Source organism: Robertmurraya sp. (assembly GCF_036676585.1).
GTDB lineage: Bacteria > Bacillota > Bacilli > Bacillales > Cytobacillaceae > Robertmurraya_A.
On record NZ_JAKFCQ010000025.1, the window covers coordinates 20786 to 36318 of the forward strand.

General features: G+C 39.1%; 12 protein-coding genes, 1 pseudogene and 1 other annotated feature. Of the genes and pseudogenes, 1 reads left to right on the forward strand and 12 read right to left on the reverse strand.

What is annotated here, in order from left to right; genetic code table 11:
• Positions 1 to 55: 55 nt before the first annotated feature.
• The 6 genes and pseudogenes from radC to ACGLXV_RS01945 form a co-directional block, all read right to left on the reverse strand.
• Positions 56 to 604: pseudogene (radC, locus tag ACGLXV_RS01920) on the reverse strand (RadC family protein); the annotation flags it as partial.
• A gap of 41 nt (positions 605 to 645) precedes the next feature.
• The gene (locus ACGLXV_RS01925) at positions 646 to 1209 is read right to left on the reverse strand and encodes a Maf family protein (protein ID WP_391557280.1); all 564 of its coding nucleotides are present in this window, start codon (positions 1207 to 1209) and stop codon (positions 646 to 648) included.
• Between the two features lie 193 nt (positions 1210 to 1402).
• On the reverse strand, positions 1403 to 2485 hold the full coding sequence (locus ACGLXV_RS01930) for a hypothetical protein (RefSeq protein WP_391557281.1): 1083 nt from the start codon (positions 2483 to 2485) through the stop codon (positions 1403 to 1405).
• A gap of 131 nt (positions 2486 to 2616) precedes the next feature.
• A complete protein-coding gene (locus ACGLXV_RS01935; RefSeq protein WP_391557282.1) occupies positions 2617 to 4332 on the reverse strand; it encodes a sensor domain-containing diguanylate cyclase in 1716 nt (571 codons plus the stop codon).
• 86 nt (positions 4333 to 4418) lie between these two features.
• Positions 4419 to 5729 carry a bifunctional folylpolyglutamate synthase/dihydrofolate synthase gene (locus tag ACGLXV_RS01940; protein ID WP_391557283.1) on the reverse strand — a complete coding sequence of 437 codons (1311 nt, stop codon included), beginning with the start codon at positions 5727 to 5729 and terminating at the stop codon, positions 4419 to 4421.
• A gap of 61 nt (positions 5730 to 5790) precedes the next feature.
• On the reverse strand, positions 5791 to 8436 hold the full coding sequence (locus ACGLXV_RS01945) for a valine--tRNA ligase (RefSeq protein WP_391557284.1): 2646 nt from the start codon (positions 8434 to 8436) through the stop codon (positions 5791 to 5793).
• 43 nt (positions 8437 to 8479) lie between these two features.
• Positions 8480 to 8714 (reverse strand) — a binding site (T-box leader).
• A 162-nt stretch (positions 8715 to 8876) separates the two neighbouring features.
• Here ACGLXV_RS01945 and ACGLXV_RS01950 point away from each other — a divergent pair.
• On the forward strand, positions 8877 to 9089 hold the full coding sequence (locus ACGLXV_RS01950) for a hypothetical protein (protein WP_119709283.1): 213 nt from the start codon (positions 8877 to 8879) through the stop codon (positions 9087 to 9089).
• 8 nt (positions 9090 to 9097) lie between these two features.
• On the opposite strand, the gene ysxE is transcribed toward ACGLXV_RS01950, so the two are convergent.
• The 6 genes from ysxE to hemC form a co-directional block, all read right to left on the reverse strand.
• Positions 9098 to 10153: a spore coat protein YsxE gene (ysxE, locus tag ACGLXV_RS01955; RefSeq protein ID WP_391557285.1), complete on the reverse strand. Its 1056-nt coding sequence runs from the start codon at positions 10151 to 10153 to the stop codon at positions 9098 to 9100.
• Positions 10154 to 10219: 66 nt separating this feature from the next.
• Positions 10220 to 11377 carry a stage VI sporulation protein D gene (spoVID, locus tag ACGLXV_RS01960; RefSeq protein ID WP_391557286.1) on the reverse strand — a complete coding sequence of 386 codons (1158 nt, stop codon included), beginning with the start codon at positions 11375 to 11377 and terminating at the stop codon, positions 10220 to 10222.
• A 145-nt stretch (positions 11378 to 11522) separates the two neighbouring features.
• A complete protein-coding gene (gene hemL / locus ACGLXV_RS01965) occupies positions 11523 to 12809 on the reverse strand; it encodes a glutamate-1-semialdehyde 2,1-aminomutase (RefSeq protein WP_391557287.1) in 1287 nt (428 codons plus the stop codon).
• Between the two features lie 24 nt (positions 12810 to 12833).
• Positions 12834 to 13811 carry a porphobilinogen synthase gene (hemB, locus tag ACGLXV_RS01970; protein ID WP_119709287.1) on the reverse strand — a complete coding sequence of 326 codons (978 nt, stop codon included), beginning with the start codon at positions 13809 to 13811 and terminating at the stop codon, positions 12834 to 12836.
• Positions 13808 to 14593 carry a uroporphyrinogen-III synthase gene (locus ACGLXV_RS01975; protein ID WP_391557288.1) on the reverse strand — a complete coding sequence of 262 codons (786 nt, stop codon included), beginning with the start codon at positions 14591 to 14593 and terminating at the stop codon, positions 13808 to 13810. The genes hemB and ACGLXV_RS01975 overlap by 4 nt, the downstream gene beginning before the upstream one ends.
• The gene (hemC, locus tag ACGLXV_RS01980; protein WP_391557289.1) at positions 14590 to 15525 is read right to left on the reverse strand and encodes a hydroxymethylbilane synthase; all 936 of its coding nucleotides are present in this window, start codon (positions 15523 to 15525) and stop codon (positions 14590 to 14592) included. Before hemC ends, ACGLXV_RS01975 begins: the two co-directional genes overlap by 4 nt.
• Positions 15526 to 15533 lie beyond the last annotated feature (8 nt).

Genomic DNA, 15533 nt, shown 5'->3' on the forward strand with positions numbered 1-15533 from the left:
TGTAAGGAGTTCTAATTCTTTTAGAATGCTATTATGCGGCACCTTACAGGCGCACTCCTGATGGGTGATTGTGTGCACAAATAACAGAAGCTGCAGAACGTTTTAATGCTTCCTTATACACTTCACGAGGATGAACGATGGAAGCATTTAAGCTCCCAATAAAGACTGTTTTTTTATGGAGGACTTGATTTTTTGTATTAAGATATAGACATACAAAATGTTCTTGACTAAGGAATCTCATATCTTGCATCACATACTTAGCACCATCCTCAGGTGAACGAATAACATACCGATCATCATAATTCAAGTTTGTAATTCGCCTTCCTATTTCTACGGCAGCAAGTACTTGAACAGCTTTAGCCATACCAATCCCCTTAATCTGGGTCATTTCATCTAAGGTCGCTTCTTTTAGAAGCCTAAGTCCTTCAAAATGATTTAATAGTCGATTCGCCAATTGAAGAACGGACTCTTCTTTTGTTCCCGTTCTCAAAAGAAGAGCAAGTAGTTCATGGTTTGAAAGGCTTTCTGGACCACTTTGAACAAAGCGCTCCCGGGGACGGTCTTCATGGGGATAATCCTTAATCATCAGTGCTTCTGTTCGCATTTCGTACCTCCTAATTTTTTGGGGAGGCCGACGTTGAACCTTCAACACCTAAAAGGTTTTAATTCGCGGACAAGGCGGGCTATCGGTAATCCAACGACCGTAAAATAATCACCTGCAATTCGTTTCACTAATGTGCTACCGAACCCCTGTATACCGTAGCTTCCCGCCTTATCGTACGGTTCACCGGTACTTATATAGGAGTGAATTTCTTCGTCAGTTAACTCCCAGAATGTTACATCCGTCTTTTCATAAAAAGTCGTTGTACGAGCAGCCGATACAATCGCTACTCCTGTGTAAACAGAATGTGTTGAACCAGATAATTTCCTTAACATCTCAATAGCTTCGGTTGGGTTATTAGGTTTCCCAAGTATTTCACCACCAGCAGCAACAACAATCGTGTCCGCACCAATGACGATAGATGAAGAATCATTTCTTGACACATGCTTTGCCTTACGCTCTGCTAAATTGATAACTACTTCATGTGGTGCAAGTTCAGAATGAAAGGTTTCATCTACATCACTTGCTTTTACCTCAAACGGGATTTGAAGAATGGATAACAGTTCCTTTCGTCGAGGAGAGGAAGAGGCTAAAATGAGGTTTTGCATAAGATCACCTTACCTTTATATTTGGATCATAGGGGAGATACCTTTTTATCGTAACAAAAAATAGGATGAGAGTCATTTTTTAACTGAACTTTTTTTCTTATAAATCATAAAAAAATAGAGCTTGTCAATGGATTGACAAGACTCTGCTATTTTCTCGCCATTTCCCGGAAAATATCCGAAAATGTCGATATTTTTATTTTTCTGATTGGTATAAGGACAAAAAGCTTAATAAATGTTGCTGAAGCTCTGTGCTCTTCTCTTTTGATGGATTTATCGCAACAGTAATTGCTTTGTCTATTTCCTCTTTGAGCTGAATAAATCTTTCACTTTTAATTTCTTTACTATTAATTTTATCCCACTCAGCTTTCATTTGTGTGACATTATTTGAAGCTTCTTCAGGAATCGTTTGTTCCAGTGTGAGATTTGTACTAATTGTCACTAGTGGTGCATATAATTGTGATGCCTGCTCTAGTAGCTTTTGTTCCGTACTGGTGATTTCGTTTAGTTGAATGCCACCAACTTGTATTTCTTTTGCATATATATCGATGCCTTCTTCCGTTAAACGTTCACCAATAGCTTTACCACTTTCTTTCGTTAAACCAATGCCAACAAGCAAATAACTTCTATCAGTTGTAACGACTGATGAGGGAATTTCTTTTTGATCAAGAACTTTCTTGCCTTCATTTGCTGCTTCAACCGAAGAATAAGCACTTTCTTGGACAACAAAAGTTGAAACAACCGGTAATGTATAACTTACTACATTCGCCTGTTCGCTTTGTTGTTCAGTAGGGGGAACCGTCGTAACTACTTCTTGTCCTCCAAGCGTCTGGTCACTAATGACAAGTCTTAAGAGGATAAATCCAAAGCTCATCCCAATGATTACGGCAAAAAAGAGGGCAAAGAAAATGGAAGGAGATAGATTATTTTTATTTTTCTTAAGGGCTTTGATCACGCTCTTTCCCTTATTTGGTTTACTTGTATAGCTAGCAATCTTGTACTCCTCTAGTTCTGGTTCCTCACTAGTTTCTGGCAGAATCCAGTCAAAGTCTTCTTCATTCTTTTCAGCAGAAGCCGCTGCAACCTCCTCATAATTCGGTTCCTTTATACTTGCCTTTTCTACTGGCCGTTTATCGAATTCTAGTTTTCGACCATCATCTTCGACAAAGGTTTTACTAGAAGTCATTTTTTCTGGTTTTAATTTTTGCTTATTCTCTTGATACGTTCTTGATTTACCATCAATTTTTATCGTGATAGTATTTTTTTTCTGGTTTTCCACTACATTTGCCTCCTTCGAAGATGAGTGCTTGTTTCATCCTATCATAGAGTACAAAAAAAATAACAAGACTTTTGTCGTCTTGTCATGGAATGATTTCGCCAAATTTCTTGGTTATTTTTGTAATTTCTATTTTATTTTACGTATTGAGCTACTCTATTTCTTCCCGCACGCTTTGCTCCTACATATAATGCACGGTCCGCGTGTCGTATTAACGATTGAGGATCGTCCGCATCGTCGGGTGATGTGGCTACTCCAATTGAAGCTGTAATGTTTACTAGCAACTTTTTATTTTTCTCCGAAATATGTTGTTCAAGGGTAAATGGCCAATTAGCAATCGTTAATCGCACAAGCTCAGCTAGTTTGAGTGCCTCTTGCTTATCAACATCTGGTAATAGAATCGTAAATTCCTCTCCACCATATCTCGCAACAGTTCCCTTTTTTCCGACCAAGTTTTCTAATCGACCAGCTAATTCTCTTAGAATTTCATTCCCACTTTGGTGTCCATATGTGTCGTTTACAGACTTAAAATGGTCGATATCTAACAAAATGAGAGAAATTTTCTTTCTTTCAGAGGCCATCAACTTCCCGTACTCTGCTTGCAGCTCATTATCTAAGTATCGATAATTGTACAGATTGGTAAGTGCGCATCGCTCACTTATTTCTTTTGTCTTCTCATAATGTCTCGCATTCTCCACAGCTACAGCTAAGTAAGAGCATAAAATTTCAAGAATCATAAGCTGTGATTTTTCGTACGCCCTTTTTTCAGAAGAAGCTAGCAATAAGATTCCAACCACTTCGTTACTTTTAACAATTGGAACGCAAAGCACACTCTCCATATCCGGGGAAAGCGGCTCCTTTGTTATAGGTTTCCACTCTTTGCTGCTCGAGAAAATAAGGGCATTCTTATCTGCCCAAACCTTCCCACCAATTCCTTCTCCTTTTTTTAAAGGTTTCATGGTTTCGAAGGTTCGAAACTTTCCGTGATTACTCTCCATCCGAATAATGTGCAATTGACCATTCTCTTTATCTAATACATACGCTTCATCTACTGGAAGAAGGGTTTTTAATTTTTGTAAAAAGAGTCCAAGCACCCCGTCCACATCAAGTCTTTCAGCAAGCTCGTGTCCAATTTCAGCCGCTTTTTGGAGATAACTATTCACCTTTTCAGTGGAGTAGTAAAGGTTTAATATGATCGAAAGACTAGCAAACGGTACTCCAACAAATAATAGTGCCACAACCCCTACCTCGATATATAACGTGTATAGAACTAGCCCTATAGGCAAAGTAAGGATCGATGTAATAGTCTCCCAAATAAAATCCTTACCAAAATACTGCTGTTTTTGCTTAAACAAAGCATATCTAATACCTGATAGAATCAACTGATTGAGAGCATAATTTACGACTGCGTAAGTTATCGCAATCAGTAGCAACTTCGGATTCTCTACCAAAGTAAGGCCGTGAACGCCGCCCAATGCATAATAAATCACTCCACTGAGAAGCGAGCAAACAAAAAACATAAGTGAATTAAGGGGGAAACGATATAATTGTTGTTTGGTGACACGAAGTTTAATTAAAAGGACAATGATACCAAATTGCACAAGAATCATTTCATAAAATAAACCAAATGTTAAAAACACCGCCAATGATACCCATTGAATAAGAAAAATAGGAGTATTATTTACAACCATTGGGACGGATGCAACAAATGAGATTAGCAAAAGAAAGGCAAATAGATCAAAATCTACCCCACTAATTAATGGTGGGAAAAAGGTATATGTTAAATAGAGTCCAATTGGGACAATTGATAGCCAAGATATCCAAATGATTTTTTTTGCTTTTGGATCCATTTCCTTCCCCCTCCTTTATTAATGGGTGAAAAGACTTACTTTACATTAAGTTTATCAAAGATTCAGATATTTGTCATAGTTTTATTTTACATTGATTCTAGTAACTTTAGTAATTTTGGTTTTACCTCTGCTAAAAAATATAGCGACCCCGTAATAACAAGCACTTGATTTTCCTTTAGATCGAATAGTTTCTCTTCAATACTTGCCTCCCAATCCATGTTTTCTTTTTTATTTTCAGACAAACTAATCGAATAAAGTTCCTTGCTGGATGCTGCGCGTGGAAAATCAAAGGATACGAAGGTGATTTGAGAGGCGAGTTCATCTAGCTCTTGAATCATTCCATCTAGCTTTTTATCTCTTAACGCCGCAAAAACGATGTGGATTTCCTTATCATGGTAGCGTTTTTTCGCTTCACGAACCAATGTGTGAATTCCCTCTTCGTTATGAGCTCCATCAATAACAACCGTCGGGTCGTTACTTACCACTTCAAATCTCCCTGGCCAATAGGCTTTTTTTATGCCCTTTCTAATAGAAGTGGAATCAATTACAAATTGCTTCGTATCATTTAATAACTGAGCGGCCATAATCGCTAAGGAAGCATTTTCGATTTGATGTTTACCTATCATTGTCGTTTGAATAGAAGACCAGTTTTTATTAGCCATCTTCCAATCAAACTCTTCCCCAGTTGCTAATGATTGATGGTTCATAACATGAAAGTCTTCCCCTAATACAAAACAATCTGCATTCTCTTTTGATGCTTTCTTTTTTATTACTTGTAACGCTTCTGTTTGGTGAACAGCTGTAATAATAGGTACACGTGGCTTAATAATTCCAGCTTTTTCAAATGCGATTTTCTCATGGGTATCACCTAAGATGGCAGTATGGTCAAGACCAATACTTGTAATAATCGACAGAAGAGGATTTATAATATTTGTTGAGTCAAACCGTCCACCTAGGCCGACCTCATATAGTACCATATCAACCGAGCTCAACTGACCAAAATAGTAGAGTGACATAGCTGTTATGACCTCAAACTCCGTAGGTCCCCCTAATTCCGTTTGCTCAAGTTCATCACTTAAAGGTTTTATTATATTGACTAAACGCACAATATCATCATTAGATATAGGCCTTCCATTCACACTAATTCGTTCGTTAAATTGCTCAAAATACGGGGAAGTAAAGGTGCCCACCGTATATCCCTGCTCTTCTAAAATGGATCTTAAAAAGGTAACAGTCGAACCTTTTCCGTTCGTCCCTCCGATATGTACGGAGTGAAAATGTTTCTCTGGATGACCAAGCCTGTCCATCATCCATTCCATTCTTGTAAGCCCCGGCTTAATTCCGAGCCTTAATCTAGCATGAATCCATGCCACTGCTTCTTCATAAGTCAAAAACATGATGGTTCACCTTTCATAATATAGTGAGGACGAATCTATTTTAGATTCGTCCTACTAAATATTATAGTCCTTTTAATTCATTTAAACGCGTTTCTACTAGTGCTCGTTTTTCCATGTAGTCTTTCTCTTTTGCACGCTCTTCATTAATTACTTTCTCAGGCGCCTTCTTCACAAAGCCTTCATTGCTGAGTTTCTTTTGAACACGTTCTACCTCTTGGGTAAGCTTTGCGTATTCCTTTCCTAGTCGAGCAATTTCTTCCTCTATATTTAGCAGTCCAGCTAGTGGAAGAATAATTTCTGCTCCTGTTACAACAGCTGTCATCGCCTTCTCTGGCTCATCAACTACCGTTCCAATGACTAATTCTTCAGGATTACAGAAACGCTCAATATACGCACGGTTCTTTTCCAACACAGCAGAGATATTGTCGTCTTTTCCCTTTACAATCATATTGATCTTTTTGCTTAGCGGAGTATTTACTTCTGCACGGATATTTCGAACAGAACGGATAATCTCAACCAATAGCTTCATATCGGAAGCAGCTTGATGATCAGTTAACTCCTCATTTACTACTGGCCATGGTGCAACCGTAATTGACTCTCCTTTATGAGGAAGGTTTTGCCAAATTTCCTCTGTGATAAACGGCATGAATGGGTGTAGAAGTCTCATCGTTTGATCAAGTACATAAGCTAATATAGATCTTGTTGTTAACTTTGCCGCTTCATCCTCACCATAAAGTGGGAGCTTCGCCATTTCAATATACCAATCACAGAAGTCATCCCAAATGAAATTGTATAGAACACGACCAACCTCACCAAATTCATATCGATCTGAAAGTCTTGTTACCGTTTCAATGGTTTCATTCAGTCTAGTCAAAATCCATTTATCCGCTACAGACTTTTCACCACTTAAGTCAATTTGTTCATACGTTAATCCGTCCATATTCATTAATGCAAAGCGTGAGGCATTCCAAATTTTATTAGCAAAGTTCCAAGTTGCTTCTACCTTTTCCGTGCTATAACGTAAATCTTGCCCTGGAGAGCTTCCTGTTGATAAGAAATAACGTAAAGAGTCTGCACCATACTTGTCAATTACTTCCATCGGATCAACACCGTTTCCAAGTGACTTACTCATTTTACGCCCTTCAGCATCTCGAACAAGTCCGTGAATAAGGACATCCTTAAATGGACGTTCTCCTGTGAATTCCAAGCCTTGGAAGATCATTCTTGATACCCAGAAAAAGATGATATCGTAACCAGTTACAAGACAATCGGTTGGATAGTAACGCTTGTAATCACTTGATTCGATATCTGGCCAGCCCATCGTCGAAAACGGCCAAAGAGCGGAACTGAACCATGTATCTAATACGTCTTTATCCTGTTCCCAGTTTTCAATATCTGCAGGAGGCTCATGATCAACGTGTACCTCTCCTGTTTGTTTGTGATACCACGCTGGAATACGGTGGCCCCACCAAAGCTGACGAGAAATACACCAGTCACGAATGTTTTCCATCCAGCGCAGGTACGTGTTCTCAAATCGGTCAGGAACAAAATTCACTTTTTCTTCTTTCTTTTGTAAGGCGATTGCTTCATCTGCTAAAGGTTGCATTTTAACGAACCACTGTGTTGATAAATATGGCTCAACTACTGCACCACTTCTTTCTGAGTGCCCAACTGAGTGCATATGCTCTTCAATTTTAAATAATACGTCATCTGCTTGAAGATCCTTAACGATTTGCTTACGACACTCGAATCGGTCCAGCCCTTGGTACTTACCGGCATTCGCATTCATCGTGCCATCTTCGTTCATTACAAGTACCCGTTCAAGATTATGTCTATTTCCAATTTCAAAGTCATTCGGGTCATGTGCCGGAGTTATTTTCACTGCGCCTGAACCAAATTCCATATCTACGTAGTCGTCACCAACGATTGGGATCTCACGACCAACAATTGGCAAAATAACTGTCTTCCCAATTAAGTCCTTATATCTATCATCCTCAGGGTGAACAGCAACTGCCGTGTCTCCAAGCATGGTTTCTGGTCTTGTGGTTGCCACTTCAATGAATCCTGAGCCATCACTTAAAGGATACTTCATATGATAGAAAGCACCTTGAACATCCTTATAAATAACTTCAATATCAGAAAGGGCTGTTTTTGTTGCTGGATCCCAGTTGATTATATACTCTCCTCGATAGATAAGCCCCTTTTTATATAATGAAACGAAAACCTCTCTTACAGCTTTCGACAATCCTTCATCCAGCGTAAAACGCTCTCTGCTGTAGTCAAGACCTAGACCTAACTTTGACCACTGCTGACGAATATGACTCGCATACTCTTCTTTCCATTTCCAAGTTTCTTCCACAAATGCCTCACGACCAAGATCATATCGGCTTTTTCCTTCGACACGGAGCTTTTCTTCCACCTTTGCTTGTGTTGCAATACCAGCATGGTCCATTCCTGGCAACCACAATACATCATACCCTTGCATACGTTTCATTCTCGTAAGAATATCCTGTAAGGTGGTATCCCAAGCATGCCCTAAGTGTAGCTTTCCTGTTACGTTTGGTGGTGGAATAACGATTGTATATGGCTCTTTCTCTTGGTCATTAAGTGCTTGAAAGTATTTTCCCTTTAGCCACCATTCGTATCGACCACGTTCAATCGTATTTGGGTCGTATTTGGTTGGCATTGTTAATTCATTTGTTTCCATTTTGTTCCCTCCTAAGCTAAATACAAAAAAACTCCAATCGTCTAAAAAGGACGAATGGAGTTTGCTTCGCGGTACCACCTTTTTTCCAATCAATAAATAAACCATGATTGGCTCTTAAAATAGATAACGGACCTCCCGTCTTTCACTACAAAGCATAGCTGTTCGTAAAAGATGCTCAAGGGCGACCTTCAATTGGAACGCTTAGAAAACCTTTCAGACACGAGTTTTCCTCTCTTAAAGCGAGTAACCAACCTACTCTTCCCTTTCAAAGCAGATTTCTGTATTCAATTATGTAAGATAAAAATATGAACCTTCAATTTATACTCCATATACTACATAAAAAAGTACGTTAACGTCAATAAGGATACCCATATTTTTTTATAACCATACATAGAGTAATGGAAGAAGCATTTTTTTACTAGCGTCTATGGTATTACAATATGAACTTAGGAGGGATTGGTGTGAAAAGAAGGTATAATCCTTATACATTGCCACCATGGTTAAGGACTGTGAGAGGAGTATGCAGACAATTCATTCTCCCTTTTTGTATCTTTCAAGGAATTCGAACCATCTTTCTTCCAACAACATTTGATGTATTGTTTCTAGCCATACTCATTGCTCTAGCTATTGCATTTCACTTTGAATTTATTTAGGGAGCCCACTAACTTTGGGCTCCCTCGTTACTTTGAGCTGCTGCTGCCGCTGCAGCTTGTTTTTTTTGTCTTTCAATTTCCTCTATACGCATGACGACGTACTCAGAATTTTTTAATAACCAAAATTGTTTTTGTAAGCTTTGAACAAACTTTCTTTCATTTCTTTCTTTTGTTTTATAATACTCTTCCACCACCCTTAACACAGGGCCGGGATGAGCAAAATAAGCTAATAATAAGAGCATTTCGTCATCTTTTAATGGAAAGTACTTTAAATACACATATAACCAGTCTATACAGTCATCGCAACGCTTTGGAAAGGTATTTAACAGTCTTGATAAAAAAGGTAAAATATCATGAATGGCAGCTCCTTCTCTGCTGCCTTCAAGATTAATAAAATATCCATATCCTCTATCATCATAGAGAAAATGCTCAGAAGAGATCTTACCATGAACCACGACCGCCCTGGCCTTCGTTTCTTCCTTTGTTAGCTCGAACCATTCTTTTAGCTTGTTTTTGGAATACGTTAGTGCTTGACGAATGTCATTGTAATACAAGCAAAACAAAAGTTCGGTAGGGGACATATATTGTTTTCCTTCACACGCTTCAATATAGCCTTCAATAAATTCCGTCTCTTTTTCCCAAAGTGATGAAAGAGAAGTATAATGTTCTTCTTTTTCTTGAGGATCAATGGTCACTTCATGAAGTGACAATGTATGAAGCCTTGCTAGCTCCCGGAAAAGCTGTTGATTTCTTTCATTCCTGTTTTCTTTTTCCTCATTTGGTAACCATGGCATCAAGTAATATAACGCTTGATTATGCAAAACCGCATAACGTCCATCAACCGTTGGATAAACAGGGACAATACGATTGTATCCTTTCTGATATAGATATTGGATATGTCTAATAAAATCCGTACCGTGTTTAGGAGCTATCTTTTTTAGAGCAAATACTCCTTTATCACTATAAATACGAAAGATTTTCCCGAATTTCTCAATAAAGTGTGGCTTAACTCCGTAATTTTTTAACACCGGCTCCATTTGCTGCAAATAATTAATATTCGACAAGGAGGCTCAACCCTTCCATTAAAAACAACAAGGGCAGGAGTTTTCACCTGCCCAATGGTTGTTCTTCTATTTATGGGCAATAGGAATAGGTATATAAAGAACTTGCCCTTCGTATATATCTTGATTTAACTCAAGATGGTTTACCTTAAGTAATTGTTGTACAGGTACTTCGTAACGTGCCGCTAATTGCTCGACCGTTTCCCCGCTTTGAACGATGGCTACACGGAGTTTTGTTAAGTCTTCCGTCTCCTCTTTTCGAGCAAAAAACTCGGTTAAAGACATTCCCTTTTTTGAAGATTTCTTTTTCTTAATCTTAGGCTGAGGAGGTGAAGAAGAAGATTCTACTTCCACTTCTGGTTGGGTTTCTGGTTGTGGTTGGAGTTCTGTCACTGATTGTGGCTGAAGTTCTGCTTCTGGTACAGGCTGAAGCTCAACCTCTGGTGCCTCCTCAACGACTTCTTCTGCAACCTCTTGGGGTCCTTCACTTCGAGCTGCTGAAAAAGTAATTTCTGGCTCCTTTGCTTCGTTTACAGAAAGTTGTGGTGCTTCAAAAATTTCAACCGCTTTATTTATTGAAACCACTTTTTCCTCTGTATCATCTGCTGATTTTCTCGCTTCCACAGCGAATGGTTCATACTCATGTTCCAAAATCGTTGGTTCCTCTTGTTCCACTGTACGAAGCTCATGAGACCCTTCAACAATTTCTTCTATCTCATCAACGGTTGCTTCTCGGTAAGCAACTTCAAGTTGAACTTCTTCCACTTCTGCTTCTTCATGTGCCGGTTTATGCTGCTGATCTCCATAAAGACCCGTAATCGTTAAATCGGCAGTTAGCTTCATACAGCTTCTTTCTTGAAAAAGATAATCAAAGCTTTCCACTTCAACATGAATGTCATCAATGCTTTGGATACGGTTATTAGGAATGGTTATATCTACCGGAAAACGGTGTGAAAACTCATAGAGTCCCTCTTCCCTCTCCTCCACATGATGAACGAACTTCGGAGCAGTAAACAAATCCTCCTCCTCGTTAGAACCATCATTGTAACGCTGATATTCCCCTGTTAATTCTAATGCACCTTGAATGGTGACATATTGTTCGTTTTCATGAATCGTAATATTTGGGTCAAGTGAAATAGAAACTAACTCCTCTACTTCCTGTCCCTTTTGAAACCACACCGATTCTTCTAATGAAAATCGCAAGCACGACTCGTTACCCTGAGACAAAGCGACTCCTCCCTTCATATCCTATACGTTTAATCACTATGTCATTATCACTGTATGAACTAGTGAATATTTTTATGAATAAAAGTAATCGCTAAGAGCCTGTTTACATAAAAAAAGAGACCCATTAGAGTCTCTTTCCTTGTAATTATCTTAGCTTTGAAAAGGCAATTTCGATGGCTTCGATTGTTTTTTCGATATCTTCGTTACTATGAGCTGTTGAAAGGAACATTCCTTCAAATTGAGAAGGTGGTAAGAATACACCCTGATTCGCCATTTCTTGATAATAAGTAGCGAAATAATCAAGATTTGAAGTTTTTGCTTTTTCGTAATTTGTAACAGCTTCGTTTGTAAAGAAAAATCCGACCATCGATCCCACACGGTTGATGGTGTGAGGAATATCGTGTTTTTCTGCTGATGCTCTTATTCCCTCTTCAAGCAATTCTGCTTTACGCGCAAACTCCTCATAATGATCTGGTGTTAACTGGCTTAGTGTCTCTAATCCTGCTGTCATAGCAAGAGGATTACCTGAAAGCGTACCAGCCTGGTATATTGGACCACTTGGTGCGATTTGCTCCATGATTTCCGCTCTTCCTCCGTAGGCTCCAACAGGTAGCCCACCACCAATAACTTTTCCAAGACATGTTAAATCTGGAGTAATCCCAAAATATCCTTGTGCACAGTTGTATCCAACCCTAAACCCTGTCATTACTTCATCAAATATTAAAAGTGCCCCATATTGGGTAGTAATATCTCTAAGCCCCTCTAAAAACCCTGGTTGAGGTAAAACAACTCCCATATTTCCTGCAACAGGCTCTACTATGATTCCAGCAATATCATCGCCGAATTGCTCAAATGCATAGCGAACACTTTCCAAATCATTATACGGAACCGTAATCGTATTTTTTGCGACCCCTTCTGGAACACCAGGGCTATCAGGAAGACCTAAAGTTGCCACCCCAGATCCTGCTTTGATTAACAGAGAATCACCGTGACCATGGTAACAACCTTCAAATTTTAAGATTTTATTTCTCCCTGTATATCCACGAGCTAAGCGCAAAGCACTCATGGTAGCTTCCGTTCCAGAAGAAACCATACGAACGATTTCAATAGACGGCACTCTTTCTTTTACTAATTTAGCTAATTTCGTTTCAATCAAACTAGGCGCACCAAAGCTTGTACCAAGTTCGGCCACCTTTTTAATCGCTTCAACGACACGATCATTTGCATGCCCCAAGATTAAAGGTCCCCATGACAATACATAGTCAATATATTCGTTTCCATCTATATCATAAATTTTCGAGCCTTTTCCTCTCTCCATAAAAATCGGATCCATTTTAACCGATTTAAACGCACGAACAGGACTGTTTACTCCACCAGGCATAAGTGTTTTTGCTTCAGCAAAAGCTTCAATAGATTTAGAATAAGAGCGCATAAGTATCCCTCGTTTCATCAAGTATTAGTTTTCTTTTAACCATCTTGCAGCATCTTTGGCATGATAAGTGATAATAAGGTCAGCACCTGCTCTTTTCATACCGGTTAGCATTTCCATTACAATATTTTTTTCATCAATCCACCCGTTTTGAGCCGCAGCTTTAACCATTGAATACTCCCCACTCACATTATAGACAACAACAGGCAGGTGAAAATTATTTTTTATATCACGTACAATATCCAAGTATGGCATTCCAGGCTTCACAATAAGGAAGTCTGCTCCTTCCTGAACATCTGAATTCGCTTCTCTTAAGCCTTCCATACGATTGGCTGGATCCATTTGATAAGTTTTACGGTCTCCAAATTGAGGTGTACTCTCAGCCGCTTCACGAAATGGTCCATAAAAAGAAGAAGCATATTTCACAGCGTAAGACATAATAGGGATATCCTCAAAGCCTGCCTCATCTAAGCCTGCTCTTATTGCCGCAACAAATCCGTCCATCATATTTGAAGGAGCTATAATATCGGCTCCTGCTTTTGCTTGGCTAACTGCTGTATCCGCTAATAATTTCAGTGATGGATCATTTAATACTTTACCACCTTCGATCACTCCACAGTGACCATGACTAGTGTATTCACATAAGCATGTGTCCGCAATAACAACGATATCAGGATACTGTTCTTTTATGACTCGAGTCGCTTCCTGTACAATTCCATGATCATGGAAAGCACCCGTACCGCACTCATCTTTTTCATTTGGGATTCCAAATAAAAGGACGGATGTAATCCCAAGTGCTACTACTTCATCCATTTCAATTTTTAATTGATCCAATGACAGTTGAAAAACTCCTGGCATCGATTGGATAGCATTTTTTATATTTTCACCTTCTACTACAAAAATTGGATATACCAAATCTTCAAGGTGTAAGTGGTTTTCACGAACCATTGTGCGTAATGTTGCTGAAGATCGTAAACGACGGTGACGAGAAAATGATTGATTCATTTGTTCTCCCTCTTTCCTATTATTTTCATAATACTTTGTAGCATATGATCAATTGTGTATGTATCTGGCATGGCGTCCACATGTAAACCTAGAGCATTAGCCCGTTGAAGAGTAACAGGCCCGATACACATGAACAGGCAATGATCAATAGTCGATAATAAATTCATTTCTTTCACAACAGCCATAAAATGATCAACTGTCGAAGGACTAGTAAAACTTATGATATCTAGCTGCTTTTCTGTTAGCGCCTTCACTAATGCGTCCCAACTGCTGTCAGGAAAAAACGTTTCATAAATGACTAGCTCATCCACATGGGCTCCCTTTTTTTCAAGGGTAGTAGAAATAAGTTCTCTAGCTAAGTTTCCTTTAGGAATTAGAACATTCGTCCCTTCGCTAATATACGGAGAGAATTCTTCTACAAATGCTTCAGCTACATATTCTTTTGGCTTAAAGTCAACTGTTACCCCTTTTCTTACTAAGGCTTCCTCCGTTTTTTCACCAATAGCAGCAATCTGTATGTGATCGAGTACGGTCGGGTTGATGTCAAAAGAAAAGAATGTTTCTACAGTCACATTACTAGTAAAAATAATCCAATCATATTTATGTAGTTTTTTATGCAGGAGGATAGCCAGATTGGGTGAAGCAACTGGTCGAAAGGAAATAAGAGGGATTTCCACTGGAATCCCCCCATATTTCTTGACTAGATCTGAAAATGGTTTTGCATGCTTTTTTCCTCGAGGAACAAGAACCTTCATTCCATTGAGAGAGTAGTCATCACTCATTCACTATCAAGCTCCACTTTCACCGCGTCAATTAATGCTTTTCCTCCGTTAGAAATCAGGGCATCTGCCACTTGCTCCCCTAGCTTTTCAGGATCTTGTCCACTTGCTGATTCCTTTAAGATAGTTTTTCCATCTGGAGTTGCGACAAGCCCTGTAAGAGAGATATCACCGTTCTCTTCAACTTTTGCATATCCTGCAATCGGAACCTGACAGCCGCCTTCCATCTTTTGAAGAAACGCTCTCTCGGCTGTCACTGCTTGTTTGGTTTTCACACAAGTAAAACGAGATAATAAGTTAAGTAGCTGTTCATCACTTTCTCGGCATTCTATCGATAATGCACCTTGACCAACTGCTGGGATACATACTTCATCATCAATAAACTCTGATACTACCTCACTTGCCCACCCCATTCTGGAAAGGCCAGCAGCAGCTAGTATGATTGCGTCATATTCTCCCGTTTCTAATTTGGCTAATCGTGTATCAATATTTCCCCGTATCCACTTTATTTCAAGGTCTGGTCTAATTGCAAGCAGCTGTGCACTGCGACGAAGACTGCTTGTGCCAACAACAGAACCAGGCTTTAATTCATTAATAGGCGTGTGATTTTTAGAGATTAGTGCATCTCGATGATCCTCACGAAATGGAATACAACCAATCACTAAGCCTTCAGGCAGGACAGCTGGCATGTCTTTCATACTATGTACCGCCATATCTATTTCCTCATCAAGCATTGCCTGCTCAATTTCCTTAACAAATAACCCTTTTCCACCAACTTTAGATAAAGTTACATCAAGGATTTTGTCCCCCTTCGTAACAATCTCTTTTACCTCAAATTCAAAGGATGGGTCTAATTTCTTCAACTGGTCAATGACCCAGTTGGTTTGTGTAAGTGCAAGCTTACTTCGTCTGGAGCCAACTATAATTTTCCGCATGTAAACCT

Coding starts and splice junctions, on each gene's coding strand:
- ACGLXV_RS01935 (WP_391557282.1), bottom strand. CDS start 4,332: ATGGATCCAAAAGCAAAAAAAATCATTTGGATATCTTGGCTATCAATT.
- ACGLXV_RS01945 (WP_391557284.1), bottom strand. CDS start 8,436: ATGGAAACAAATGAATTAACAATGCCAACCAAATACGACCCAAATACG.
- hemC (WP_391557289.1), bottom strand. CDS start 15,525: ATGCGGAAAATTATAGTTGGCTCCAGACGAAGTAAGCTTGCACTTACA.
- ACGLXV_RS01925 (WP_391557280.1), bottom strand. CDS start 1,209: ATGCAAAACCTCATTTTAGCCTCTTCCTCTCCTCGACGAAAGGAACTG.
- ACGLXV_RS01950 (WP_119709283.1), top strand. CDS start 8,877: ATGAACTTAGGAGGGATTGGTGTGAAAAGAAGGTATAATCCTTATACA.
- hemL (WP_391557287.1), bottom strand. CDS start 12,809: ATGCGCTCTTATTCTAAATCTATTGAAGCTTTTGCTGAAGCAAAAACA.
- ACGLXV_RS01940 (WP_391557283.1), bottom strand. CDS start 5,729: ATGTTTTTGACTTATGAAGAAGCAGTGGCATGGATTCATGCTAGATTA.
- ACGLXV_RS01975 (WP_391557288.1), bottom strand. CDS start 14,593: ATGAGTGATGACTACTCTCTCAATGGAATGAAGGTTCTTGTTCCTCGA.
- hemB (WP_119709287.1), bottom strand. CDS start 13,811: ATGAATCAATCATTTTCTCGTCACCGTCGTTTACGATCTTCAGCAACA.